Source organism: Rugamonas sp. FW305-51 (genome assembly GCF_058786935.1).
In genome coordinates this window covers 162,222-187,776 of sequence record NZ_JBYSZG010000004.1, presented here as the reverse complement: position 1 = coordinate 187,776, position 25,555 = coordinate 162,222, and the positions used below count along the sequence as shown (strand labels likewise).

General features: G+C 68.4%; 24 protein-coding genes. 14 read left to right on the top strand and 10 right to left on the bottom strand.

From position 1 onward, the window contains the following. Positions 1-62: 62 nt before the first annotated feature. Positions 63-569 (bottom strand): peptide-methionine (S)-S-oxide reductase MsrA, encoded by a 507-nt coding sequence (gene msrA, locus AC3WOS_RS04815; RefSeq protein ID WP_492714706.1) that lies wholly within the window; start codon positions 567-569, stop codon positions 63-65. A gap of 144 nt (positions 570-713) precedes the next feature. Further along, positions 714-1,169, bottom strand: a complete 456-nt coding sequence (locus AC3WOS_RS04810) for an Ohr family peroxiredoxin (RefSeq protein WP_492714705.1) — start codon at positions 1,167-1,169, stop codon at positions 714-716. Between the two features lie 85 nt (positions 1,170-1,254). Here AC3WOS_RS04810 and AC3WOS_RS04805 point away from each other — a divergent pair, with 85 nt between their 5' ends. Genes AC3WOS_RS04805 through AC3WOS_RS04795 form a run of 3 tightly spaced genes read left to right on the top strand, consistent with a single transcriptional unit; the run spans position 1,255 to position 2,131 of the window. Further along, positions 1,255-1,488 (top strand): hypothetical protein, encoded by a 234-nt coding sequence (locus tag AC3WOS_RS04805; RefSeq protein WP_492714704.1) that lies wholly within the window; start codon positions 1,255-1,257, stop codon positions 1,486-1,488. Positions 1,489-1,504: 16 nt separating this feature from the next. Beyond that, positions 1,505-1,906, top strand: a complete 402-nt coding sequence (locus tag AC3WOS_RS04800; RefSeq protein ID WP_492714703.1) for a hypothetical protein — start codon at positions 1,505-1,507, stop codon at positions 1,904-1,906. 15 nt (positions 1,907-1,921) lie between these two features. Continuing rightward, positions 1,922-2,131, top strand: coding sequence for a hypothetical protein (locus tag AC3WOS_RS04795; protein ID WP_492714702.1), 210 nt, complete (start codon positions 1,922-1,924; stop codon positions 2,129-2,131). Positions 2,132-2,162: 31 nt separating this feature from the next. Here AC3WOS_RS04795 and AC3WOS_RS04790 read toward each other — a convergent pair whose 3' ends face one another. Further along, a complete protein-coding gene (locus AC3WOS_RS04790) occupies positions 2,163-2,771 on the bottom strand; it encodes a lipase secretion chaperone (RefSeq protein WP_492714701.1) in 609 nt (202 codons plus the stop codon). A gap of 2 nt (positions 2,772-2,773) precedes the next feature. After that, positions 2,774-4,120: an esterase/lipase family protein gene (locus tag AC3WOS_RS04785; protein WP_492714700.1), complete on the bottom strand. Its 1,347-nt coding sequence runs from the start codon at positions 4,118-4,120 to the stop codon at positions 2,774-2,776. A 412-nt stretch (positions 4,121-4,532) separates the two neighbouring features. On the opposite strand from AC3WOS_RS04785, the gene AC3WOS_RS04780 reads away from it, so the two are divergent. Genes AC3WOS_RS04780 through AC3WOS_RS04765 form a run of 4 tightly spaced genes read left to right on the top strand, consistent with a single transcriptional unit; the run spans position 4,533 to position 8,469 of the window. Beyond that, positions 4,533-5,831, top strand: a complete 1,299-nt coding sequence (locus tag AC3WOS_RS04780) for a hypothetical protein (RefSeq protein ID WP_492714699.1) — start codon at positions 4,533-4,535, stop codon at positions 5,829-5,831. A 14-nt stretch (positions 5,832-5,845) separates the two neighbouring features. Then, positions 5,846-6,382 carry a hypothetical protein gene (locus tag AC3WOS_RS04775; protein ID WP_492714698.1) on the top strand — a complete coding sequence of 179 codons (537 nt, stop codon included), beginning with the start codon at positions 5,846-5,848 and terminating at the stop codon, positions 6,380-6,382. A 5-nt stretch (positions 6,383-6,387) separates the two neighbouring features. Then, on the top strand, positions 6,388-6,936 hold the full coding sequence (locus AC3WOS_RS04770) for a hypothetical protein (RefSeq protein ID WP_492714697.1): 549 nt from the start codon (positions 6,388-6,390) through the stop codon (positions 6,934-6,936). 57 nt (positions 6,937-6,993) lie between these two features. Next, positions 6,994-8,469 carry a hypothetical protein gene (locus AC3WOS_RS04765; protein ID WP_492714696.1) on the top strand — a complete coding sequence of 492 codons (1,476 nt, stop codon included), beginning with the start codon at positions 6,994-6,996 and terminating at the stop codon, positions 8,467-8,469. Between the two features lie 131 nt (positions 8,470-8,600). Here AC3WOS_RS04765 and AC3WOS_RS04760 read toward each other — a convergent pair whose 3' ends face one another. Continuing rightward, the gene (locus AC3WOS_RS04760; RefSeq protein WP_492714695.1) at positions 8,601-9,392 is read right to left on the bottom strand and encodes an alpha/beta fold hydrolase; all 792 of its coding nucleotides are present in this window, start codon (positions 9,390-9,392) and stop codon (positions 8,601-8,603) included. Between the two features lie 226 nt (positions 9,393-9,618). Between AC3WOS_RS04760 and AC3WOS_RS04755 the strand changes: the two genes are divergently transcribed. From AC3WOS_RS04755 to yjfF, 4 genes are all read left to right on the top strand, one after another. Beyond that, on the top strand, positions 9,619-10,587 hold the full coding sequence (locus tag AC3WOS_RS04755) for an ABC transporter substrate-binding protein (RefSeq protein WP_492714694.1): 969 nt from the start codon (positions 9,619-9,621) through the stop codon (positions 10,585-10,587). Positions 10,588-10,663: 76 nt separating this feature from the next. Beyond that, complete coding sequence (locus AC3WOS_RS04750; protein WP_492714693.1) at positions 10,664-12,226, top strand: sugar ABC transporter ATP-binding protein; 1,563 nt, start codon at positions 10,664-10,666, stop codon at positions 12,224-12,226. 88 nt (positions 12,227-12,314) lie between these two features. Continuing rightward, entirely contained in the window at positions 12,315-13,349 is a 1,035-nt protein-coding gene (locus tag AC3WOS_RS04745) for an ABC transporter permease (protein ID WP_492714755.1), read from the top strand. Further along, the gene (yjfF, locus tag AC3WOS_RS04740) at positions 13,346-14,344 is read left to right on the top strand and encodes a galactofuranose ABC transporter, permease protein YjfF (protein ID WP_492714692.1); all 999 of its coding nucleotides are present in this window, start codon (positions 13,346-13,348) and stop codon (positions 14,342-14,344) included. Before AC3WOS_RS04745 ends, yjfF begins: the two co-directional genes overlap by 4 nt. A gap of 95 nt (positions 14,345-14,439) precedes the next feature. Here the strand turns inward: yjfF and AC3WOS_RS04735 are convergent, their stop codons facing one another. Beyond that, a complete protein-coding gene (locus AC3WOS_RS04735; protein WP_492714691.1) occupies positions 14,440-15,087 on the bottom strand; it encodes a dihydrofolate reductase family protein in 648 nt (215 codons plus the stop codon). A 267-nt stretch (positions 15,088-15,354) separates the two neighbouring features. Between AC3WOS_RS04735 and AC3WOS_RS04730 the strand changes: the two genes are divergently transcribed. Continuing rightward, complete coding sequence (locus AC3WOS_RS04730) at positions 15,355-16,485, top strand: ABC transporter substrate-binding protein (protein WP_492714690.1); 1,131 nt, start codon at positions 15,355-15,357, stop codon at positions 16,483-16,485. A gap of 103 nt (positions 16,486-16,588) precedes the next feature. Here AC3WOS_RS04730 and AC3WOS_RS04725 read toward each other — a convergent pair whose 3' ends face one another. The 3 genes from AC3WOS_RS04725 to AC3WOS_RS04715 form a co-directional block, all read right to left on the bottom strand. Then, positions 16,589-17,968: a DUF3422 family protein gene (locus tag AC3WOS_RS04725; RefSeq protein ID WP_492714689.1), complete on the bottom strand. Its 1,380-nt coding sequence runs from the start codon at positions 17,966-17,968 to the stop codon at positions 16,589-16,591. Between the two features lie 143 nt (positions 17,969-18,111). After that, the gene (locus AC3WOS_RS04720) at positions 18,112-19,500 is read right to left on the bottom strand and encodes an ABC transporter substrate-binding protein (RefSeq protein WP_492714688.1); all 1,389 of its coding nucleotides are present in this window, start codon (positions 19,498-19,500) and stop codon (positions 18,112-18,114) included. Beyond that, positions 19,484-21,637, bottom strand: coding sequence for a TonB-dependent receptor plug domain-containing protein (locus tag AC3WOS_RS04715; protein WP_492714687.1), 2,154 nt, complete (start codon positions 21,635-21,637; stop codon positions 19,484-19,486). Before AC3WOS_RS04715 ends, AC3WOS_RS04720 begins: the two co-directional genes overlap by 17 nt. A gap of 363 nt (positions 21,638-22,000) precedes the next feature. On the opposite strand from AC3WOS_RS04715, the gene AC3WOS_RS04710 reads away from it, so the two are divergent. Next, positions 22,001-22,561, top strand: a complete 561-nt coding sequence (locus tag AC3WOS_RS04710; RefSeq protein ID WP_492714686.1) for a TOL_0243 family YfiR-like periplasmic protein — start codon at positions 22,001-22,003, stop codon at positions 22,559-22,561. Beyond that, positions 22,558-24,516, top strand: coding sequence for an ATP-binding protein (locus AC3WOS_RS04705; protein WP_492714685.1), 1,959 nt, complete (start codon positions 22,558-22,560; stop codon positions 24,514-24,516). Before AC3WOS_RS04710 ends, AC3WOS_RS04705 begins: the two co-directional genes overlap by 4 nt. Here the strand turns inward: AC3WOS_RS04705 and AC3WOS_RS04700 are convergent. Beyond that, positions 24,506-25,507, bottom strand: a complete 1,002-nt coding sequence (locus AC3WOS_RS04700) for a 2-hydroxyacid dehydrogenase (RefSeq protein WP_492714754.1) — start codon at positions 25,505-25,507, stop codon at positions 24,506-24,508. The genes AC3WOS_RS04705 and AC3WOS_RS04700 overlap by 11 nt on opposite strands. Positions 25,508-25,555: the final 48 nt, after the last annotated feature.

Here is a 25,555-nt window from a genome sequence, read left to right as displayed (position 1 = left end):
TGAGTTTGCTGTCCGTGTGGTTGCGCACCGCTACTTTACCACGCGGATGCGATTCAATCGTATCAGTCGCGCTGTGGCAGCTTCCAGTCCGGACGCACGAAGTGGCAGGTATAGCCATCGGGTATGCGCTCCAGGTAATCCTGGTGTTCCGGCTCGGCTTGCCAGAACGGGCCGGCCGGGGCGATCTCGGTCATGACCTTGCCAGGCCACAGGCCGGAAGCGTCCACGTCCGCCACGGTGTGTTCGGCCACCTGCTTTTGCGTCTGGTCCAGATAGAAGATGGCAGAACGGTAGCTGGCGCCGAGGTCATTGCCCTGGCGATTGGGCGTGCTCGGGTCGTGGATCTGGAAGAAGAATTCCAGGATCCGGCGGAAGCTGATCTGGCTTGGATCGAACACGACTTCGATACCTTCCGCGTGCGTGCCATGGTTGCGATAAGTCGCGTTGGGCACGTCGCCGCCCGTGTAGCCGACGCGGGTGGACAGCACGCCGGGCTGGCGGCGCAGCAGCGCCTGCATGCCCCAGAAGCAGCCGCCGGCCAGGATGGCGGTTTCAGTTTTCTTGCTCATATTGCATCCTTCGATGTTTGCAGAGGTGGATGGTGCGCGCGTACGCGCACCGGATTGCCGTACATTACACGGTTGTGAGGTTAGTGCGAGATTTATGGCGTATATGATTTCATCGCATGCGATATATATGGAAATGCAGATGGCTTATGCGGTGACGACATTCAGGGCCACGTCGATGTTGCCGCGCGTCGCTTTGGAGTACGGGCAGATGGCATCGGCCGCGTGCGCGATTTCGGTGGCCAGTGCGTGGTCGAGGCCAGGGACGATCAGGCTGAGACGGGCTTGCAGGAAGTAGGCGGCGCCGCCCAGGCCGAGATCGACTTCGATTTCCACGGCGGTATCGACCGGCAGCGTGACGTGCTTTTCCTTGGCCACGATGCCCACTGCGGCGATGTAGCAGGCGGACCAGGCGCCGGCGAACAGTTGCTCGGCGGTCGGGTGCGGTGCGACGGCGTCGAACGCGTAGGCGGGCGCGGCGCTGTTGCCGGGAACGGACAGGTTGATGTGCAGCTTGCCTTCATGGTCGCCGGCAATGACACGGCCGTCGGAGGAAGTGGTGCGGGTTTTGCCGGTCAACAGGACTTTTTGAATTTTGCTCATGGTGAACTCCTAATAGGGTAGTGTTGGTTAAATCGCACTCGATGGAATCTGATGCGATGTGGCCAGTATAGCGGCTTCGAAATGAATGTCAAGCGGTTGCGATCACATCGCATGCGATATTTTTGGGGCGGCGATTGCCGATGTGGCGCTGGAAACAGGATTTGCCGGCCGGGCCCATTTCCAGCCCATCTACAAGCGCTTGCCGGCGGCGACTCTGCTGTGCTGTCGAAACAATAATTTTCTGCCGGCGCGCGCCATAATGTCCTACACTGAGCTCTTCAAGTCCTGCGACATGACGATCGGGAGCGGCGATGGCTGAGGTGGACCAAGAGCGGATGTTTTACGTCGGACTCAAAGCCCTGGCCGCATCGGCCTTCCCCAAGCATTGCCGCAACTGCGGCCGCATCTACCACACGGCCGACCAGTTCATCTCCGAGAGCCGCGCATTGCGGGCCGGCGTTACCGGTCTCAAGCAAAGCTTTGACGACAACGACATGACGATCGTCGAGGTGTACCGCAACTGCCTGTGCGGCTCGACCCTGATGGACATCTTTACGGACCGGCGCGACAGTTCGGAACAGGGCCACCAGCGGCGCGAGCTGTTCAATACAACCCGCAGCTATCTGACGGGGCGCGGCATGAGCCCGGAGGAGGCCCGCCTTTGTCTGCTGCGCCTGCTGCGGGGCGAGGCCAGCGCGGCCGATCTGGCTGCGTTGCCGCACCATCCATTGCTGTAGCCGCCGGACATGGCCATGCATAAGCTGAACTGGAAACGGCCGCTGTTCTATCTGCTGCTGCCCGTTTTCCTGGTGATGGTATTTGTGGGGTTTCCCTTGCCGCTGGCACCGCCGCCGGCGCTCAAGGCGGGGCAGGAGCAGTCCGCGACGGTCAGGCGGCGCAAGCGGCACCTGCCGTGGTGGCTGCGCTATGAGCGCGCCGAAGAGGATGAGGTGGACCATTGAGGCCGGCGCGTGACGGCTGCGCCGGCGCCGCTCAATCCTGGCGCAGCAGCGGCTGGGACGGCGGCAGGCTGGCGTCGAGCCGCGCCTGCTCGTCCGGCGCGAAACGCTGGGCGCGCAGCTGCGCCAGCGCGCCCCCGTCGCCATCGGCCGCCGGGTTGCCGGACGCGGCCAGGCGGTCGCGCTCGGCACGGTAGGCTTGCACGCGGCGCTGCCATGCCGTTTCCGCCTGCTCGCGCTCGGCCAGTTGCGCCGCCGTGGCGGCGGGCAGGGCGGTGGTGCGCAGGCGGTACACGGCCTGCTCATCGGCGCCCTGGCGGCGCAATTCCTGTACGGCCGATTCGATGGCCGCCAGCCGGGCCGGCATGACGCCCGGCGCCGGAGCGCTGCCGGCGGGCGCCGCCGCCGTGCCGCCAACTGCCGTTTCCGTACCGCCCGTTGCCGCCGCCGTCGTCGTAGCGGCGCCAGCGGCCGTGCCGGCGGCAGGGGGCGCGAACGCGGTGGGCTTCACGAACGCGAAGTAGTCTTCGCTGCCGGAAGCGGCCGCATGCGCGACCGGTTGCGGCGCCGGCCACGCGCCATACACCAGCACCGCGGCCAGCGCCGCCAGCCAGGCGCAGGACCAGCCTGTCCGTATCGTCATGACTACAGGCCGAAGATGATGCCGGCGATGTTGTCGTAGATCGGATAGACGCCGTAGGTGGGCTGCAGCCAGCCGATCACGTCGAAGTGGTCATAGGCGCCGTAGTAGCCCAGGTAGTTCCAGCTGCCGCGTACCGAGCTGCCGTTGTAGTTGCGTACGGGCTGGCCGGCCGGCGCCTTCATGCTGACAGTGTTGACCACGCCGTCGTTGGGGAACCAGCTGCTGTCGATCAGCACGCGGCTGGCATCGGACTGGGTGTAGGAGCCCATGCCACGCTGCAGGATGGAGGGCACGACCCATTCGCCGGCCGTGTTCTTGAGGAAGAAGATCATGTCGTCGCGCGCGTACTGGTAGCTGCTGCTCTGGAACGGCGCGATGATGCGGTCGGTGCCGTTGCAGCACCAGCTGCCCTGTTCCGTGGCGTCGCTGCCGATCGAGTAGTAGTAGACGTTGGGCGAGGTCTTCACCCAGGCATTGAGTTCACGCGCGCCGTCCGGACCCAGGTCCCATTGGGCCGCGTCATGGTTGGCCAGCTGCCAGAAGGGGGCGCCTTTGGTGCGGTCGAGGAAGTCGCCCAGCGATTCGCTCGGTTCCTGCGCCAGGCCGAACTGCTCGAGGCGGAACTTGTAGACGGGGTTGGTGCTGCCGCCCAGTCCCGCCACTTCGACGATCTTGCCGGCCAGTTCGGACACCTTGGGCACGTAGTCCACGATCACGTCGCGCAGCGTGGTGCCGTTGTGCGGCGTGGAGATGGTGGTGGCGCTCTTGACCCAGCCCACCTTGCCGCCCGCGTACAGTTCGCCGCTGCCCTCATTGCCGTTGGGTGAGCCGTTTTCCATCAGCTGGATCAGGGTGCGGACGGTCTGGCCGCCCTGGCTGTGCGAGACCAGGTGGATGGGGTGGTTTGCATCCCAGGCCGGATACAGGGCCAGCGGATAGTGGTTGGGATTGTTGTTCGGGTCGGCGGCCCAGCATTTGCCGGCCGGGGCCTGGATGGCGCCGAAGGCGGCATAGGCGGCCGTGTGTTTGGCGCCGTAATCGGCGCAGCCGCCCTTGATCTGGTAGTACAGCTCCACGGCGCGGTCCCAGTTGGAACTGACCGGTCCCACGCCGGCCACATAGACCTGGTGGCTGGCGCTGCGCAGGTGGCCGGCGATGTCGTTGGTGCCGCCCCAGTAGAGGAAGCCGGTGCCCTGCAATTCGTCCGGGCCGAAGCCCAGGAAGCCATGCACCATCACCACCGGATAGTTGTTGGCGGCCTGCGCCTGCGGCACGGCCAGGCAGGCCGCCGCCGCGATCGTCAATTGCGCCACGCGGCTTGCCGCGTGCAATACAGTCCATTTCATCATGTCAGTCTCCAGTTTTTTTGGTTTGTGTTCGAGTGAGCTGATTTCATCACGAATGCACCAGGTGTCCGGCGCGCACGGCATTTCGCGGGAGGCCAACCGCATGGCCGCGCAAGCCACGCCGGGGCGGGCACTGGCGGGCAGTGTGGGCGCGTTACAACAGCGGCATCGGCGTGGGGCCGGATCATACCCCACCCACATGACGCGACATGAGCCGAGCCGGCGCGGGGCGTGCCGGCCGCGAGGGCATGGTACTGCGCGCCGCCATCATCGCGGCTTGCGACGTGCCGGCGCAGGCAGACCGAACGCTGAGGAAAATCAAAGGCCGGGCTCGCCAGCGGCCTAGCATGTCTTCATGGTGGCCGCGGCGGCGCCCCGTCCGGGGCAGGCGGCTCACGTTGCGGGAGGACTGGCCATGACCGTCTTTATCGATACCACCGGGCTGTCCGACGTGGCCTTCGGCAATCTGTTTACGGCCACGGGCAGCGACAGTGGCCTGGGGGAAATCAATGTTCCCAACGACAGCACCGTGTTCCAGGTCACGTATGTGGAAACGGCCGGCGCGCCGGCCACGGCGGACCGCATCAACACCTTGGTCAATACGGACTTCGGCGTGCCCATCGTGATCAGCGCGCTCAACGACGGCACCGATCCCATCACCGGCATCGACCTCAAGACGGTGGCCGGCGAAACCTATATCGACAGCAGCAGCGGCAGCGCCATCATCCGCGTCGTGTACGATGCCAGCCAGTGCCTGGGATCGGGCTTCTTCGTGTTCGACATCAACGGCAAGAAGATCACCTTCCCCGGCCCCGTGATCCTGTACCACGAACTGTCGCATGCGCTGCGGGCCGCCAACGGCACCACCCAGACCAACGACGAGATTCCGGCCGAGACGGACGAGAATGTGCTGCGCAGCCAGGAAGGGCTGTGCCTGCGCGACGTGAACAACCATGGCGGCGGCTGCGGCGCGGGCGACACGTGCGGCGGCACGACGGACGGCTGCTTCATCGTCTCGGCCACCACCGGTTCGGCCGAGTCGGAGGAAGTGCAGCGGCTGCGGGCGCTGCGCGGGCTGGTGGCCGGCACCACGCGGCTGGGCGCCTTGCTGATCGAGCGTATCTACGGCGAGTATTACCAGTTCAGCCCCGCCATCGCGGGCCGCCTGGGGCGCGACATGCTGGCGCGCCAGGCCGTGCTGCTGGTGGCCGTGCGGCCGCTGCTGGCCTGGTACACGCTGGCCGGCATCCTCGCCTTCGACGGCGACGGTTACGGCGCCGAGCAAGCCGTGCGCGAACTGGAACGGGCTTGTCCCCGCTATCTGGGCCGTTCGTCCGTGGCCGGCGTGCTGGCCGGCCTGCGCGCGGGCCAGCCGCTGCCGGACAAGATGCCGCCCCTGCTGCGCTCCTTTGCCGACGACGTGCGGAAGGCCGCCACGCTGCCCCATGCCGGCTGGGCCATACTCGATCCGCTGGCGCGGGCCTGGGGCGCGGCCGGCGGACGGCGCGACATCCGTAGCGAAGTGGCGCAGTGGCTGGCGCACGCGCCGCTCGAGACGCTGGCGCCGCCCGCCCCGGCGGCGCTGCCCGGTGAACTGGCGGCGCTAGCCGGCCTGTTCGATTTCCGCCCCGAGGCGCGGCAAGTGCTGGGCGCGCGCCTGGCGCAGGCGTGGCCGCAGGCGGCCGGCGCGCTGGTGCAGCATGGTTTTATCTGATCCCGAGGTGCACGATGAATTCCCAACCGTTGAAGATACTGGGCGCCGAACTGCAGCGCCGCACGACCGAGGCGCTGGCCGCGGCCGCGCCGTGCGACCGCGAGCCGCGCCGGCTGCTGGTCGATGTGGACAACCCCGGCGGCGCGCCGCTGCACGTGTGGACCAGCCGGCGCGCCTACGAGTACGACGCGGCCAGCGGCGTGCTGACGCTGTACCTGACGGAGCGCACGCCGCCGCTGCCCGACACCATCAAGATGATTTCCGTCCATCCGCAGACGCCCAGCCAGGTGGAAGTGCCGGCGCACAGCCAGGCCAAGCTGGAGCTGGCCGTGCCGGCGGTGATACGGCGCCGGGTGCCGGCCAAGGGGCTGGGTCTGGCGTTCGTGGAGGAAGCGATCACGCGGATCGAGAAAGTCGACCTGCACATCCAGTTCGCGGACGCGCCGTTCGCCAAGCCGGCCGGCGCAACGCCCGAGGAACACCTGCAGCGCCTGCGCACGCAGGGAGAACTTGCGCGGGCCACCATCACTCCCACCGGAACGAAGGAGTAAGCATCATGGCATCGATCGACGACGTATTCCACCAACTCCAGGCGGTCAACACCAACCTGTCCACGCTGCACGCGGACGGCATCGCCGAGACCAACGCCACCAACCAGGTCAAGAGCAGCGTCGACACGGTCGACGCCGACGTCAAGTCCGGCTTCAACGCCACCGTCAACGGCCTGACCACGATCGCGCTGATCGACATCGAGGCGGTCAAGCTGCTGTTCCACCTGACGCAGCAGAACGACACCATCATCTGCACGCTGGAGAACATCTCGCGCAACACCTGCGCCATGCTGACCCAGCTGACCATGCAGACGCAGCTGCAAAAGCGCATGGCCGACGACCTCGATGTCATCCGCGCGATGGAGGAAGCCGAGCAGCCGGCGGCGGCGCTGGAACGCGCACGGCTGGCCGCGCTGCAGACCGAGATCGAGCGCTGCTGCCCGCCGCCGCAAACGCCGCCGGCCTGCACCTACCAGCCTTGCCCGAAGGTGGACCCGGCCAAGATGCCGGACTTGCCCAAGATCGGCGGCAGCCATCCGCCCGGCGTCAACTAGCAAGGCAGGCAGCGCGGGCCGCCGTGCGTGCGGCCGCGCGTCCGCGGGAGGCGGCGCATGACCATCTTTCTCGACCTGGCGGGCCAGACATCGACCGCCTTCAACAATTTCGACGTGGTGTCGGGCCAGAACGGCGGCGTGGGCCTGCTCGACGTGGTGGGCGACGCCACCATGAAGCAGCTGACATACGACGACCAGAGCGGCCAGCTGCCCACCGCCGAGCGCCTGAGCGCGCTGGCCAACACGGACTTCGGCGTGCCCATCATCGTCACCGCGCTCAATGGCGGCAACGATCCGTACAAGGGCAACGATATCACGGGCAACGCCCAGGCCTACACTGACCATAGTCCCGGCCACCTGGTGATACGCATCGTGTACGACGTGAGCCAGTGCTGCGGCAAGGGCATCGTGGCGCGCAACAACAACGGCGACAACATCACCGTGCCCAATCCCGTGCTGCTGTACCACGAGATGGGCCATGTGTTCCTGGAACTGAACCACCTGCCCGACGTGGAATCGACCGTCATCGCCGACGAGAACGTGATGCGCTCCCAGCTGGGCCAATGCCTGCGCAACGTGAACGACCACGAAGGCGGCTGCGGCGACGGCAGCGATTGCGGCGGCAGCGACGGCGGTGCCGACAGCGGGCCGCCGGCGGGCGGTTGCGCGGCGGGTACCACCAACGGCTGCTTTGTCGTATCGGCCGCCACCGGTTCGGCCCAGTCGGACGAGGTGCATGTCCTGCGCCAGCTGCGCGCGCGCGTGGCGGCCCGTTCGGTGCTGGCGGCGCGCCTGATCGACGCCGTGTATGACGAGTATGCGCAGTTCAGTCCCGCCATCGCCAACCGTATCGAGGGCGATGTGCTGGCGCGGCGCGCCGTGCTGCTGGCCGTGGTGCGGCCGTTGCTGGCCTGGTATGGGCTGGCCGGCACGCTGGCCTTCGACGGGCGTGGCGAGGCGGCAAGGCGGGCGGCGCGCGCATTGCCCGCCGCCTGTCCCCGTTATGTGGGCAGCGCCCTGCTGTTGGACGTGCTCGACAGCCTGGCGGCCGGCCGTGCGCTGCCGCCGGCGGCCTCGCCGCTGCTGCGCGGCTTGGGGCCGGAACTGCGGACGGCGGCCGGCCTGCGCTGCGCGCGCTGGGCCGTGTTCGATCCGCTGGCGCGGGCCTGGCGTGCGGCGGCCGGGCAGGCCGACGTGGTGGCGGAGGTGGCGCAGTGGCTGGCGCAGGCGCCGTTTGAATTGCTGCCCCGGGCCGCTGCGCGGTCAACGTCGTTTGCGACGCGGCCCGGCGCCGCATCGTGCGCGCCGCGTGCAATGCCGGCTGGCGCCGCGGCAGGGGCGTCTGGACGGCAGGGCGGCGACGCGGCGCAGGCGGATGACGCGCCGCCTGGCTTGGATGTGACGGACGAGGACCTGCTGGCGCTGGCCGGCATGTACGGATTCCAGCCGGCCGCGCTGCGCACGCTGGGCGCGCGGCTGGCGGCGGCCTGGCCGCAGGCGCGCGCCATGCTGGCGCGTTGCGGCTATCTCTGAGCCGGCATCAGGTCTGACGCTAGTGCCGTTAAGTTAGCGGTCTTCTCAAGAAAAAAGGGGTACGTCCCCATTTTTGAAGGTCTGACGCCGTGTTCCCGGACATGGCGGCGGCCGGACCGGCTTGGGCCCGCTCAGGCGTCCACTACCTCGGCGCCGATCAGGAAGTTGGCGATCATCTCGTTGACGATGGCCGCATGGGTGATGGGCGCCATGTGGCCGCCCTTGGTCTGCGCCGCAGCAGCATTGGGCAGGGCGGCGGCCAGTTCGGCGGCCAGGCGGCGCGTCGATGATGGGCTGGCGGCGCCGGACATGACCAGCGCCGGCATGGCCAGGCCGCCCAGGTCGGCCAGCGTGGCCGGCTCGCCCAGCAGGGCCTCGAAGTCCAGCCGTACCTTGGCGATCTGCGCCGTGAAGCGCTGCTGCTGGGGCGCCGGCAGCGAATCGAACACGCCCTCCCGGTTCCAGTAATCGATGAAGACGCGGGTGGCGTCATGCGGGCTGGCGGCGCGCGCAATGGCGGCCACCACGGCTTCGATCTCGCGCCGCGCCGGGTCGGCCGGCGGCAGCAGGTGGAAGGCGACCGGCTCGAACATGGTCAGCGACAGCACCCGCCGCGGCATCTGGCGCGCCAGGCGCAGGGCCGTGGCGCCGCCGTAGGAGTGGCCCACCAGGTGGAACGGCTCGCCCGGCGCCAGGCGGGCGGCGATGGCGGCGTTGATGGCGTCTACTTCGTGGCCCAGCGTGTAGGGGCCGTCCACGGCCGGGAACGGCGACTTGCCGTAGCCGAGCAGGTCGACGGCGATGCAGCGAAAGCGCGCTTCCTGCTGCGCGATCAGGTCGGCCCACTGGGCGCGGGAGCTCATGGAGCTGTGGAGCAGGACGAGGGCGGGCCGCGTGTCCGGCGGCAGGGCAGAGGTGATCATGGCAGGCAGCTGAAAAAACAAAGCGGGCATTATACGCGCCGCGATGCCCACGTCCGCCCCGTCATACCGAAATCGATATCAATTTTGAAATAAATGTCATTAGCCCGTTATTTGCCTTTCTCCTACCATCTCTGAACAGCATCGGCCGATACAGGCCGGGGGAGGCGTGCCGGACGATCCCGTTCGCGCCGCCGAGAGTGGTCAAAAAAAACTAACGGAGACATGTATGACATTTAATCGCAGATCCATCCTGGCCGCAGCCATCCTTACCGCCTGCGCCGCTTCCCCCTTGGCCGCGCTGGCCGCCAAGCCGCTGGTAATCGGTTTTTCGCAAGTGGGCGCGGAAAGCGAATGGCGCACCGCCAATACCGTCTCCATCAAGGACGCCGCCAAGAAGGCCGGCGTGACCCTCAAGTTCGCCGACGCCCAGCAGAAGCAGGAAAACCAGGTCAAGGCGATCCGTTCCTTCATCGCGCAGAAGGTCGACGTGATCGCCTTCTCGCCCGTGGTGGAGTCGGGCTGGGACACGGTACTGCGCGAAGCCAAGGCCGCCAAGATCCCCGTCATCCTGACCGACCGCGCCGTCAGCGTGACGGACGACAGCCTGTACGTCACCTTCATCGGTTCGGACTTCGTGGAAGAGGGCCGCCGCGCCGGCAAATGGCTGCTGGAGCACACCAAGAACGCCTCGGCCGACGGCACCGTCAACATCGTCGAACTGCAAGGCACGGTCGGTTCGGCGCCAGCCATCGACCGCAAGAAGGGTTTCGAGGAAGTCATCGCCGCCAATCCCAAGCTCAAGGTGATCCGCTCCCAGACCGGCGATTTCACGCGCGCCAAGGGCAAGGAAGTGATGGAGGCGTTCCTCAAGGCGGAGGGCAAGAAGATCAACGTGCTGTACGCGCACAACGACGACATGGCCATCGGCGCCATCCAGGCCATCGAGGAGGCAGGTTTGAAGCCGGGCGTGGACATCACCATCGTCTCGATCGACGGCGTCAAGGGCGCGTTCGAGGCGATGATCGCCGGTAAGCTCAACGTCACGGTGGAATGCAGCCCGCTGCTGGGCCCACAGCTGATGCAGATCGCGGCCGACGTGGTGGCCCACAAGCCGGTGCCGAAACGCATCACCACGCAAGAGGGCGTGTTCCCGGCTGAAATCGCGGCCCGGGAATTCCCGAACCGTAAGTACTGAGACGCTTCCGTTTCCCCTGCGCGCGGGCGGGTGGCCAGCAGGCTGTCCGTGCCGCGCGCTCCTCGAAGGTCCCATCATGAGCTTATCCGCATACGCCGGCGGCGCCGCATCGGGTGCGCCGGACCGCGCGCCGGTGCTGGAGTTGCGCGGCATCTGCCAGTCCTTCCCCGGCGTCAAAGCCCTCAACAACGTCGCGCTGCGCCTGTATCCGGGCGAAGTGCATACGCTGATGGGGCAGAACGGCGCCGGCAAATCGACCCTGATCAAAGTGCTGACCGGGGTCTATACGCCCGACCAGGGCGAGATCCTGCTGGACGGGCAGCCGATACGTCCGGCCTCCACGCTGGACGCCCAGCACCTGGGCATCAGCACCGTGTACCAGGAAGTGAACCTGTGTCCCAACCTGTCCGTGGCCGAGAACATCTTCATCGGCCGCTATCCGCGCAAGTGGGGCGGGGTGGACTGGCGCACCATGCGCCGGCAGGCCGCCGCGCTGCTCAAGCAGCTGCAGATCGAGGTGGATGTGACGGCGCCGCTGGCCCGCTATCCGCTGGCGATCCAGCAGATGGTGGCGATCTCGCGCGCCATCAGCGTGTCGGCGCGCGTGCTGATTTTGGACGAACCCACGTCCAGCCTGGACGAATGTGAAGTGGACCTGCTGTTCGGCGTGTTGCGCAGGCTGCGCGAGCAAGGCATGGCGATCCTGTTCGTCACCCACTTCCTGGACCAGACCTATGCCATCTCGGACCGCATCACCGTCATGCGCAACGGCGAGCGCGAAGGCGAGTATGCCTGCGCCGACCTGTCGCGCCTGGCGCTGGTGAACAAGATGATAGGGGCGCCGGCCGATGCCGCCGCCTTTGATGGCGCCGCCCCAGGCGCCAGCCTGGCCAGGCCCACCGGCACGCCGTTCCTGCGCGCGCAGGGACTGGGCCGCAAGGGCGCGCTGGCGCCGCTCGACATCGAGCTGCACCGGGGTGAGCTGCTGGGCCTGTGCGGCCTGCTGGGCTCGGGCCGCACCGAGGCGGCGCGCCTGCTGTTCGGCGCCGACCGGGCCGACAGCGGCACCATCGCCGTCGACGGCAAGGCGTGCAGCTTCCATACGCCGCGCGACGCCATCGCGGCCGGCGTGGGCTTCTGCTCGGAGGACCGCAAGCATGAAGGCGCGATCCTCGACCTCAGCGTGCGCGAGAACATCATCCTGGCGCTGCAGGCGCGCAGCGGGCTGCTGCGCGCCATTCCGCTGCAACGCCAGCAGGCGCTGGCCGAAGAGTACGTGCAGGCGCTGGGCGTGAAGACGGCCAGCATCGACACGCCGATCGGCATGCTCTCCGGCGGCAACCAGCAAAAGGTGCTGCTGGCGCGCTGGCTGGCCACGGCGCCCGCGATGCTGATCCTGGACGAACCGACCCGCGGCATCGACGTGCGCGCCAAGCAGGAAATCATGGACTACGTGGCCGCGCTGTGCCGCAAGGGCGTGGCGGTGCTGTTCATTTCCTCCGAACTGCCGGAAGTATTGCGCTGCAGCGACCGCATGGTCGTCATGCGCGACCGCAAGGCGTGCGGCGAATACCAGCGCGGCGCGCTGGACGAAACCTCAGTGCTGCAAGTGATTGCGGCGGGAGACCATTGTGCATGACACCCTGAATCCTCCGGTGGCCGAGGCGCGCCCGCGGCCGTCCCCGGCCCAGCGCGTTGCGGCCCCGGCGCTGCAACCGCTGCTGGCCATGTTGGCCAGCCATCCGCTGCTGCGTCCCGCCGCCGCGCTGGCGCTGCTGCTGTTGCTCGACCTGCTGCTGGTGCCGGACTTCTTCCGGCTGACGATACGCGACGGCCACCTGTATGGCAGCGTGATCGACATCGTCAACCGCGCCGCGCCGCTGATGCTGGCGGCGCTGGGCATGACGCTGGTGATCGCCACGCGCGGCATCGACATCTCCGTCGGCGCCGTGGTGGCCATCTCCGGCACGGTGGCCGCCATGCTGATCGGCGGCACCATGGTGATGGACCATGGCGTGCCCAGTTACGTGAGCAATATGCCCATGGCCTGGGCGCTGTGCATCGCCATGGGCGCGGCCCTGCTGTGCGGCGCCTGGAACGGCGTATTGGTGGCCGGCCTGGGCCTGCAGCCCATCGTGGCCACGCTGATCCTGATGGTGGCGGGGCGGGGCCTGGCCCAGCTGCTGACGGACGGGCAGATCGTCACCGTCTACTACCAGCCGTACTTCTACATCGGCAGCGGCTACCTGTTCGGCCTGCCGTTCGCGCTGTTCCTGGTGGCGGCCGTGTTCCTCGTCACGGCCCTGTTGATGCGCAAGACGGCGCTGGGCCTGTTCATCCAGGCGGTCGGCATCAATCCGGTGGCGGCGCGGCTGGCCGGGGTGCGGACGGCCACGCTGATCTTCTTCGTCTACGTGTTCTGCAGCGCCTGCGCCGGCCTGGCCGGGCTGATGATCAGCTCCAACATCAAGAGCGCGGACGCCAACAACGCCGGCATGCTGCTCGAGCTGGACGCCATCCTGGCCGTCACGCTGGGCGGCACCTCGCTGGGCGGCGGCAAATTCAGCCTGCTGGGCGGCGTGATCGGCGCCCTCATCATCCAGACCCTGACCTACACCATCTACTCGCTGGGCCTGCCGCCGGAAGTGAACATGGTGCTCAAGTCGGTGGTGGTGTTCCTGGTGTGCCTGTCGCAATCGCCTGAATTCAAACAGCTGTGGCGGCGGCGGTTCCCGCGCCGCGCCGATGGAGCGGCATCATGACGACCCTGTCCCTACCTTTGCGGGGGCGTGCCTTGCTGGCCTCGCCCTATTTCACTTCCCTGGTCACGGTGCTGCTGTTGCTGGTGCTGCTGGGCGCGGGCGGGGCGGCCTATCCGGGGCTGCTGTCGCTGCAGGTGATGCTGAACCTGCTGATCGATAACGCCTTCCTGCTGGTGATCGCGGTCGGCATGACCTTCGTGATCCTGTCCGGCGGGATCGACCTGTCGGTGGGCTCGGTGCTGGCGCTGAGCACCATGGTGGCCGCCACGCTGCTGCACAAGTGGCATCTGCCCCCGCTGCTGGTGATCGTGCTGGTGCTGGCGCTGGGCGCGTGTTTCGGCGCTGCCATGGGCGCGCTGATCCACTACTTCAAGCTGCAGCCGTTCATCGTCACGCTGGCCGGCATGTTCCTGGCGCGCGGCCTGTGCTACCTGATCAGCATTAATTCGATCACCATCGAGGACCCGCTGTTCGTGCTGATGTCACGCACCCAGCTTGGTTTTCTCGGCGGCTTCGTGTCGCCGGGTGTGGTGGTGGCCATGGTGGTGCTGGCGCTGGCCATCTACCTGGCCCACTTTACGCCGTTCGGGCGCACCGTGTATGCGATCGGGGGCAACGAGCAGTCGGCGCTGATGATGGGTTTGCCCGTGGCGCGCACCAAGGTGCTGATCTACGCCTGCAGCGGCGGCTGCGCGGCGCTGGCCGGGGTGCTGTTCTCGTTCTACATGTTGTCCGGCTACGGCCTGCATGCGCAGGGCACGGAGCTCGATGCGATTGCGGCTGTGGTGATCGGCGGCGCCTTGCTGACGGGCGGCTATGGCTACGTGGCGGGCGCGCTGTCGGGCGTGCTGGTGCTGGGCACAATCCAGACCCTGATCGCCTTCGACGGCACCCTCAGCTCGTGGTGGACCCGGATCGTGATCGGCGCCTTGCTGTTCGTGTTTTGCCTGGTGCAGCGGCTGTTGGCCATCAGCGCGGCGGGCCGGGGGCGCTGATGCCGCGCCGAATTGACCGGCCGACCGCACAGGTCCGGCCGGCAGCGCGTGCCGGTGCTGGCTGGCGTGCACCAGGGCGCCGCCCGCTGGACGGCTCAGTCCTTGCGCAACACGACGTGCGTTGCCAATGCGGTCGGCACGTGCTCGGTGCAGCGGAATCCCAGCGCCGGCAGGTCCAGTCCCGCGAACAATGACTCGCCGGACCCCAGCAGCACAGGGGAGAAGGCCAGATGCATCTCGTCGACCAGGCCGGCCCGCAGGTATTCGCGTATCGTCGCCACGCCACCGCCCAGGCGCACATCCTTGCCGTTGGCGGCCCGCTGCGCTTGCGCGTAGGCGGACGCGATGCCGTCCGTGACAAAATAGAAGGTCGTGCCGCCTTTCATCGCCAGCGGCGCGCGGGGATGATGGGTCAGCACGAATACGGGCACGTGGTATGGCGGTTCCTCTCCCCACCAGCCTTGCCAGCTGTCGTCCGGCCAGGGGCCACGGACCGGGCCGAACATATTGCGGCCCAGGATCCAGGCCCCTATGTTGGCGAAGCCGCGGGCGGCAAAGGTTTCGTCCGGACCGTCCGTTCCTTTGCCTTGGTTCCCCATCATGCGCTGGAAAGTGCGGGTGCCCACGAGCCACTGGTGCAGCTCCTCCCCGCGCTCCCCCAAGGGATGGTGCAGACTCTGGTTCGGACCGGCGCCGTAGCCGTCGAGCGATACGGTAAAGCTTTGTACTTTGAGTTCGGACATGGCATCTCCTTGACGATGGACGACCATGGGGTCGGAATCGAAAACGATACCAGTGTATGTCAAGGCTTGCTGGTTCGATGCGGGTTGCAGTGCAAGCCGATTGGTTCAGTGCCTCGCTGCCATGGACAATCTTGCGCCGCCTGTCTCGGCCACGCAACGGGCCATGGCGCCCCGCCCGTGGCCACTGCCTGGCGAAAACTTGGCGTTTGACAACCCCCACTGCCTTGCGGATACTCTGAGGATACGACGAGATTTGCGAGGCAAGCGATGGGACGATGGCGGCTGGTGGTGGCATGGATGCTGGTCGCCGCGTGCGCTGCCTGCCGTGCCGACAACGGCGTGGAAGCGGGCGTGATCCGGATCGGCATGGCCAACGCCATCAGCGGTCCGGCCGCGGGCCTGGGCTTGCAGCTGCGGGCCGGCGCCCATGCCTATCTGGACAAGGTCAACGCGGCCGGCGGCGTGTATGGCCGGCGCATCACCCTGGTCAGCATGGACGACGGCTACGATCCCCAGCAGACCGTGGCCGCCACCCGCACCTTGCTCGACCTGCACAAGGTATTCGCCCTGTTCGGCTATGTGGGCACGCCCACGTCGGCCGCCGCCGTGCCGCTGGCCGTGCAGCGCGGCGTGCCTTACCTGTTCCCGTTTTCGGGCGCGGAATTCCTGCGCCATCCCGTGCAACCGGTGGTGTTCAACCTGCGCGCGTCCTATTACGACGAGGCCGAGGCGCTGGTGGCCCATGCGCTGGCCGAACATGGCGGCAACCGCATCGCGCTGTTCCTGCAGGACGATGAATTCGGCGAGGCCGGCAAGGCCGGCGTGCTGCGCGCGCTGCAAAAGCGCAACCTGAAGCTGGCGCAGGAAGTACGCTTCCAGCGCAATACGATCGACATCAACACCGGCCTGGACGCGCTGCTGCGCCAGCCGCCGGACGCGGTCATCTTCATCGGCACCTACCGTCCCTTGGCCATGCTGCTGCGGCGCGCCAGGTGGGCCGGCCTGAAGTCGCATTTCCTGGCCGTGTCGTTCACCGGTACGAGCGAATTGATCAAGCATGCCGGGGTGGACGGCGAGGGCGTGGTGCTGAGCCAGGTGATGCCGTCGCCGGCCGACGCGAGCGATCCGCTGGTGCGCCAGTACCAGGCCGACGTGCTGCCTGCGGCCCGCAACTACGGTTCGCTGGAAGGCTATGCGGACGCCGTACTGCTGGTCGAAGCGCTGCGCCGCTGCGGCAACGAGCCGACCCGGGAGCGCCTGTTGAAGGCGCTCGAGCAGTTGAAGATGACGCTGGGCGAGAACCCGGTCGCCTTCAGCCCGCAAGACCACCAGGGCTGGAGCCGGGTCTACCTGACCCAGATCAAGGATGGCATGGCCGTGCCGCTGCGCCCGCGCTAGCGCGGGGCTGGCGCCGCCTGGCGGTTCCGATACCGCCGGCTGCTGCCGCGGCCTGTCGCCCTGGCCCGGCACCGGGGGCGGGCACCGGGGACTGGAACGGCGCTCAGTGGCGCGACGGCCCCGCCGTATGCAGTTGCTTGTGCAGCTTGCGCAGGAACAGCCAGACGCCGGCCATCACCAGCGGCACCATCAGGCCAGTCAGCATGTCCGGATTGACGGGCAGGTTGGCGGCCTTGAGCGCCTTGCCCGCGTAGCCCACCAGTCCCAGCGAATAGTAGGAGATGGCCACCACGGACAAGCCTTCCACCGCCTGCTGCAGGCGCAGTTGCTGGGCCGAGCGGGTGTCGAGCGACTGCAGGATCTTGCGGTTCTGGCGTTCCTGTTCGATGCCGACCCGGGTGCGCAGCAGGTCGTTGCTGCGGGCGATACGCGTGGCCAGCGCTTCCTGGCGGCGCGCCACCGAGGTGCAGGTGTGCATGGCCGGCGCCAGCCGCCGTCCCATGAATTCCTCCAGCGTGGGCATGCCTTCGATGCGCACTTCACGCAGCTCCTGGATGCGGGCCTGCACCAGGCTGAAATAGGCTTGCGCGGCGGCGAAGCGGTAGCTGTTGTTGACCGACAGTTCTTCCACCCGCGCCGCCAGGCTGGTAATGCGGTGCAGCAGCTGCTGTTCTTCCTTGCTGTCGCGCGCCACGGCCGTGGTCGACACGTCGTGGTCGCTCTGCACCAGGGTGGCCGTCAGGCCCGCCAGTTCATTCTCCACCGCGTTCAGGGCCGGCTGGGTGGCCTCGGCCTGGGGCAGGGCCAGCAGGGCCATCATGCGGTAGGTTTCGATTTCCAGCAGCCGCCCCACCAGGCGCCCGGCCTGCGATTCGCGCAGCGCCAGGTCGCGCACGACAAAGCGCGAGAAGCCGTCCGGCTGGATCAGGAAGTCGGTCCAGATTTCGCCGCCGTGGCCTACGCTGCTGCCCACCAGGTTGCCCTGGAACAGTTCGCGCATGGCCGTCACGTCGGCCGGCTGGGCCGCTTCGCTGTTACTGAGCACCACATGGGCGGCCACGATGATCTTGCCGTGCAGGCTGGCCAGCCACTCCTGGGGCACATGGCGCAGCGGCGGGTTGCGGAAGGCGTGGCGCCAGTCCGTCGGGCCCTGGCCCTGTTCGACGAAGGTGTAGGTGGCGAACTCGGTGTGGCATTCCCACTTGAGGCGGAAGCGGCCGAAGTCGTGGTAGAAGTAGCGCGCCTGCGGGTGCGGCACGGCCACCCCGTAGTGCTGGCACAGCTCCTGCAGGATGGCATGCTGGGTCGCGCGGTGGTTGGCGCTGGCCGTGCCATCGCGCGGGGCGTACAGGGCGAAATGGGTCAGGATTTCCGGCGCCTCCAGCTTGAGGAAGGGGCGCGAGTGCATTTCGGCCGCGAGCGGCACGCGCATTGCATGGTTCAGTTTGGCGAAATCGGCATAGTCGCGGTAAGCGTCGGACATGGGCGCCCCAAGGGGAAAGTCGGTTGGAAGGTTGCAAAGCAGAAGGTTGCGAAACAGTATATCGGTCTGCCCAGAGGGGCACAACCGCGCGATGCCGATACTGTCTATACAACGGCGGGCAGCTCAGCGGGACGCAACGGGGTTCAGCGGGGGATGGTGACGGTCAGCTGTTGCGAGGCGTCCCAGGTGCCGGCGGCCGTATCGAGCCGGAACACGGTGAACGGCACCTGGCCCACCATGTCGCCATGGCTGTCCCAGTCCACGTCGGCGTAGGCGCCGCTGTAGTTGACGTCCTGGCCCTGGCGCACCAGGGCCAGGGCGGGGCCGATGGCTTCCGGGCGCACTGTCTGGCCGGGGCCGTTCATCACGTCGCGCAGGGCGGCGCGCACCATGGCGCCGGTGGGGCTGGCGCTGTGGTTGACCAGGCCGGCCCGCTCGATGGCCAGCGCCATCACCATCACGATGTCGTAGATGGGGGCGGTGAAGTCCTGCGGCTCGGCGCCGTACTGGGCCAGGTAGCGGCTGCGGAAACTCTGGTAGGACGGATTGCCGTAGGCGCCGATGGTGGCGGCCGCGCCGATGGCGCCGCCCACGATCTTGGCCGGGTCGGCCAGGTTGTCGAGGAAGGTCTGGTTGCCGGCCGCCGTGCCGGGCAGCAGCCACAGGGCCGGGTTCTGGTAGGGCAGCGCTTCGTTGAGCACATTGGCGGAAATGTCGGCCGCCAGGATGCCGTTCAGGACCACGTCCGGCTGGGCGTCGTACACCTGCTTGAGGTAGCTGTCGAAGCCGTTCTTCTGGCCGAACGGGATGGACACCGTGCGCACCACCTGGCCGCCCAGGGCCTGGAAGGCGGGCGTAAACAGGCTGGCCAGGCCGGCGCCGAAGGCGTCGCCCGCGTTCACCAGCACCACGGCGCGGCGCTTGCCGGCGTCGTAGGCCAGCCGGGCCAGCACGGGTGTGGCGTCCACGTCGGACACGCCGATGCGGAAGATCAGGTCGTCGTCGGCGATGGTGGTCAGGGTGGGTGAGGAACTCGACTCCGTCAGGATGGGCACGCCCTTGAGTTTGGCCTGCGGCAGCAGGTTGAGCACGCGGGTCGAAGTGGAGACGTTGAGGATGGTCACGCCGGCGTCGAGCAGCTGCTGGCCCATGTCCTGCGCTTCGGCGTTGTCGCGCGCCACCAGGGCGATGGCGTTCAGGCGCTTGCCCAGTACGCCGCCGGCGTCGTTGATCTGTTTGGCCGCCAGCAGGAAGGCGTCGCGGGTCGAGGTGCGCCAGCCGACGGAGCCGATGTTGATGGCGGCCGGATCGACCATGCCCAGGATGGGCTTGGCCGGCAGCGCCGTGGTGGCGTCGCCCGTGCCACCGCCGCCGCAGGCGGCCAGGCCCAGCATGGCCAGCAGCGACAGGCAGGCGTGGCGGCGGGCGGGCGAGGCGGCGGCCGGCCGGGTGGACGGATGAGCGGATGGCCCGGCGGACGGCACGGCGGTGACGGCGCCGGCTGCGGCGCCGGGGCTAGTAGCGGTATTCATATTGCACTCCGAAGCGCCGCCCGGCGGACGGGTAGTCGATGCCGCCCACGCCGGGATCGACGTAGCGGCTGTTCCACAGGTCGCGCAGCTGCAGCCGCAGCTGGGAACGGCGGTCGATGGTCCAGCGCGCCGTCAGCGTGCTGTCCACGTAGCCGGCCAGCTGGTAGTCCTGGTTGGCCAGCAGCACGTTGGCGGTGGCGGCCGGGCGCGCGCCCACGTAGCGGTTGTCCAGGCTGACGAGCAGGCGCTGGTCCAGCAAGCCCACGCTGGCGCCGAAGTTGGCGCTGTTGGCGGGGAACAGTTCGCCGCCGGGGCGCTGGGCCAGCGGCGCCAGCGTGTAGCGGTTCAGGCTGCGCCGGGTGTTGGCGCGGCTGACGTTGGCGTAGCCGTTGACGTTGTCGCGCTGGTAGCGCAGCTCCAGCTCCACGCCGTTGACGGTGCTGTCGCTGCTGTTGCGGGCCACCACATTGAAGAAAGCCTGTTCCAGCGTGACCAGCTCGCGCACCTGGGTGTGGTAGGCCGTCAGCGTGCCGTTCCAGTGCGGCGCGGCCGGGGTGCTGAGCTGGGCTTCCACGGTGCGCGCCTTTTGCGGCGCCAGCTCCGGATTGCCGTTGAGGTCACCCGGCTGCACAGGGCTGCGGTACAGCAGTTCGGCCGACGGCGCCTGGAATGCCGTGCCGCCCAGCAGCTTGACGCCCCAGTCGGCCACGCTGCCCACCGCGCCGGCCCGCAGCGAGGTCTGGGTGCCGTACACGGAATGGTGGTCGGCTCGGGCGCCGGCGATGGCCTGCCACGACGCGAACAGGGGGAACTGCCATTGCAGGTAGAGGCCTGTGTTGCGCAGCGTGCGCTGGCCCGGTTCGCTCAGCTGGAACAGGCTGGCGTCGGCGATGCGGTAGCGCTGGAACGACACCAGTGTCTCGCGGTCGTGCAGCACGTCCGCGCCCAGCAGCAGACTGGTGCTGTCGCTGGGCTGCCACAGCCACTCGGCGCTGCCGTCCACGGCGTGGTAGCCCATGTCGCGCAGCAGATAGTAGTCGCTGGCGCCGGTGCGCACGCGGTCGGCGCCGCCCGGCTGGCCCTGGCCGTAGCTGACGCTGGCGCGCACGGTGTTGCGCTCGTCGAGCCGGCCCGTGTAGTTGAGGCGCGCGTAGCCCTGCTGCAGTTCGACGTGGCTGGGTGGGCGCAGCAGCGGATTGAGGCTGGCGTAGACATTGTCGCTGTCCTGGCGCTGCCAGTACACACTGGCGCCCAGCTCGTCGCGCTCGCCCTGCCAGCCGCCGCGCAGGTACAGCGTGCGGGGCGCGCTGTCGTCGTCCGGGCTGGTGGCCACGGCCGCGTAGCGCCGGTAGTCGGGCGAGATGCGGGGCAAGGCCTGGCCGCCCCGGTCCAGCTGCGCGCCCTGCACGCCCCAGGCGCCCCACCACGGCCCCTGTTGCACGTTGCCGCTGCCGCTGGCGACGGTGACGTTGCGCCCATCCTTGTCCCATTCGTGGCTCAGTCCCAGGCGCTGCTCGGTGCCGCTGCGGCGGGTGATGACGTTGACGGCGCCCAGCAGGGCGTCGGCGCCGTACAGCACGGAGACGGGGCCGCGCACGATCTCGATGCGCTCGATCATGCTGATGGGGATAAATTCCAGGCCGATCAGCTGCTGCTGGGTGCTGCGGAAGGCAATAGGCTGGCCGTCCAGCAGGATCTTGATGCCGCGGCTGGCCGCCTGGGCCCCGGCGTTGATGCCGCGCACGCCGAAGTTGTGGTTCAGGCCATCGTCGCTCTCGACCAGGCCGGCCACGTGGGACAGGGCTTCGGCCACGCTCTGGTAGCCGTAGCGGGCCAGGTCGTCGGCCGTGAGCAGGGTGACGACGGCGGGCGCGGCGTAGAGCGGGGTGGCGGTCTTGGTGGCGGTCTGCACCTTGACGCTGCGCAGCTGGTCCAGGCTCAGTTCGAACACGGTGTCTTCCTGGCTGGCGGCGTGGGCCGCGCCCGCGGTCCACGCCAGGCACAGCATGGCCAGCCCGATGGCCGGGCGCGGCGCGCGCACGCATGACGGGCAGGGCGGACAGCAAGGATCGGCCGGGTCGGAGGGGCCGGCCGGGTGGGCCAGGCGGGCCAGGCAGAACGGGCGGCGTGTGGCCAAGACGGTTCCCCCTAAATGGTCGGCGGCAGGACCCGCGCCGGCGGGCAGGGGTGACCCCTCGCGTCCAGTATTCCCGATTTCCGGTGGCGCCACAAGCGCCGCGGCGCACGGCGCCGGCCGAGCGGCGCATCTACCCGGCGGTCCGCCCCGGCAAGGGGGCAAATGTGGCACATCAAGTGTTACATCGGGCCCTGCAAGTGTGAACAATACGCAACGGCCGGCGCCGCCGCCGGGGCGCCGTTGCCGCGTCAACGGCCGGCCAAAAAATAGCGTGCGCAGGCCGGCCATTGGGATAGAATCGACTTGGCATACAGCAATCTGGCGCCGGGCCGGGGGCCCGGATGGCGCATAGGGGGCGGGGAGATGAGACGAGGTGGCCGGTGGTGGCGCTGGTGCGGCTGGGGCGGCTGCCTGCTGTCGCTGCTGCCGTGCGCGCTCGCGGCCGACGACGCGCCCTTGCCGGAACAGCAGGTCAAGGCCGCCTACATCCTCAATTTCGCCCGCTACGCCAGCTGGCCGGCCGCCGCCCTGGCCGACCCGCGGGCGCCGCTGGTGGTGTGCGTGATCGGCCAGGGCGCCGGCGACATCGCGCGCCAGCTGCAAAGCCGGGCCGCCGGCAGCCACCCGCTCGAGCTGCGCACCATCACCCGCAACGAGGAAGGCGACGGCTGCCACGCGCTCTACATCGGCGCCTCGGAGCGGGCCCGCCAGGGCGCGCTGCTGGCGCGGCTGCGCGACCAGGCCATCCTCACCATTGGCGACTCCACCTCCTTCCTGGCCGACGGCGGCATGATCAACCTGATGCTGGTCGATGGCAGCATCCGCTTCGAAGTCAACCTGGCCGCCGCCAAGCGCTCGGGCATGAGCCTCAATCCGCGCGTGCTGGCGCTGGCCGAGCGGGTGCTGGGCGGAGCGCCCAAATGACGGCGTGGCGCGCCGCGCTGCGCGACCTGGCCTTGCCGCGCAAGCTGCTGCTGATGTCGGTGCTGACGACGCTGGTGGCCATGCTGGTGGCGCTGCTGGCGCTGGTGAGCTACGACCTGCTGGTGGTGCGTCCGCGCTTGGTGCAGGACCTGGCCAGCCGCATGGACCTGGTGTCGCTCAACCTGGACGTGGACCTGAACTTTGGCGACCGGGCGGCCGCCGAGCGCACCCTGGGCGCCCTGCGCGGCACGCGCGACATCGACAGCGCCTGCCTGTTCGACGCCCGCCAGCGCGCCTTCGCCCGCTATGCCCGGGCCGGCACCCCCTTGTGCGACTGGCCGGGCGACGTGGTGGCCGGCGGCCACCACTTCCACGGCGACCTGCTCACCATGCTGGCGCCGGTGCGTTTCGAGCACGAAGTGGTGGGCTACCTGCAGGTGGAATATGCCTTGCCGCCGCTGGCCGAGCGGCTGCGCCAGTACGGCCTGGTGCTGGCCGTGGTGCTGATGACGCTGGTGGTGGGCGGGGTGCTGTACGCGCTCACCCTGCGCCGGCTGGTGACCCAGCCCGTGCTGGCCCTGTCGCGCGTGGCCGACCGCGTCACGCGCGAGCAGCGCTACGACTTGCGGGCCCAAGTCCAGGCGCACGACGAGATGGGCCGGCTGGCCGAGGCGTTCAACACCATGCTGGCCACCATCTCGGCCCGCGAGCATGCACTGCGGGTGAGCCAGTCGCTGCTCAACAACATCGTCGAGAAGTCCTCGGCCGTCATCTACATCAAGGACCGGGACGGGCGCTACCTGATGGTCAACCAGCGCTTTCGCGACATCCTGCCGGCCGGCGCGCGCGACCCCGTGGGCCAGGTCGACGGCGACCTGTTCGCGCCGGACGTGGTGCGGGTGATACGCGACGCCGACCACAACGTGCTCGCATCGGGCCTGTCCTACACCTACGAGGAGGATGTGCCGGATGGCGCCGGCACGCCGCATACCTATATTTCGGAAAAATTCCCCCTGTTCGATGCGGACGGCAAGGTCTGGGCCGTGGGCGGGATATCGACCGATATCAGCGAACGCAAGAAGGGCGAGCTGGAACTGATGCAGTACCGCGACCGCCTGGAGGAGCTGGTGCAGCTGCGCACGGCCCAGATGCAGGAGGCCAACCGCGAGCTGGCCGAATCGCTGGCCACGCTGCAGCGGGCCCAGGATGAACTGGTGCGCAGCGAGAAGCTGGCCGCGCTGGGGGCGCTGGTGGCCGGCGTGGCGCACGAGCTCAATACCCCGATCGGCAACAGCCTGCTGGCCGTCAGCACCCTGATCGACCAGACCCGCCACTTCGCCAAGCGGGTGGCCGAGGGCATCAAGCGCTCCACCCTGCAAAGCTTCATCGACGACGTCAACGGCGGCGGCGAGATCGTGCTGCGCAACCTGCACCGGGCGGTGGACCTGGTGTCGAGCTTCAAGCAGGTGGCGGTGGACCGCACCACGTCCCAGTGCCGCCAGTTCCAGCTCGACGAGCTGACGGCCGAGATCCTGCTGGTGCTGGTGCCCACGTTTAAAAAGTCCGGCATCAAGGTGCGCCAGGAGATCCCGCCGGGGATCGCCATGAACAGCTACCCGGGCCCGTTCGGCCAGGTGCTCATCAACCTGATCAACAACGCCCTGACCCACGCCTTCGACGGGCGCAAGGATGGCGAGATCGTCGTCAGCGCCCGCCCGCTGGCGCCCGACGCGGTCGAGGTGACGGTGCGCGACAACGGCGGCGGCATCGCGCCCGAGCACATGGGGCGCATCTACGATCCCTTTTTCACCACCAAGCTGGGCAAGGGCGGCTCCGGGCTGGGGCTCAACATCGTCTACAACATCGTGTATGGCCTGCTGCGGGGCCGGATCGAAGTCGACAGCACGATGGGCCAGGGCACGCGCTTCGTGCTGACCCTGCCCCTCAACAGCTGATGCGGTTGGCGCACGGCTCCCCTTGCAGGTAGCACGCCAGGTTGTGCCAGGTGGTGGCGGCGATGTCGCGCATGGCCTCGACCGTGAAGAAGCCCTGGTGGCCCGTCACCAGCACGTTGGGGAAGCTCAGCAGCAGCTGGAACACGTCGTCGTCGAGGATGTCGCCCGAGCGGTCGCGGAAGAACAGGGCGCTCTCCTGCTCGTAGACGTCGATCGCCAGCGCGCCCAGGTGGCGCGACTTGAGGGCCTCGATCACGGCCGCCGTCTCGATCAGGCCCCCGCGCGAGGTGTTGACCAGCATGGCGCCCGGCTTCATGCGCGCCAGGCTGGCCTGGTTGATCATGTGGCGGGTGCCCTCGAGCAGGGGGCAGTGCAGGGTGACGATGTCGGACGCGGCCAGCAGGGCCGGCAGCGCCACCAGCTTGCCCAGGCTGGCGAAGTGGGGATCGGGCGCCGGGTCGCTGCCCAGCACGCGGCAGCCCAGGCCGTGGAAGATGCGGGCCGTGGCCAGGCCGATCTGGCCCAGGCCGACGATGCCCACCGTCTTGCCGTGCAGGGTCATGCCCAGCAGGCCGTCGAGCGCGAAATTGCCTTCCCGTACGCGGTTGTAGGCGCGGTGGGTGTGGCGGTTGAGGGTCTGCACCAGGGCCAGCGTGTGTTCGGCCACCGCCTCGGGCGCGTAGGCCGGCACGCGGGCGGCGAACATGCCCAGCCGCGCGGCGGCCTGCACGTCGAGGTTGTTGAAGCCGGCGCAGCGCAGCAGCACGGCCCGCACGCCCAGCGCGTGCAGCGCCTCCAGCACGGGCGCGTCGAGGATGTCGTTGACGAACACGCACACGGCCTGGCAGCCGTGGGCCAGCGGCACCGTGTTCGCATCGAGAGTGGCGTCGAAATAGCGCAGCGTGACGCTGGTGTGCGCTTCGTGCTGGGCCAGCGCCTCGTCGAGGAAGCGGCGGTCGTAGGGCTGGGCGCTGTAGATGGCGATCTGCATGGCGTGGCGGGGCGGCGGCCCGGTGGACGGACGGGTTCCCATCATACT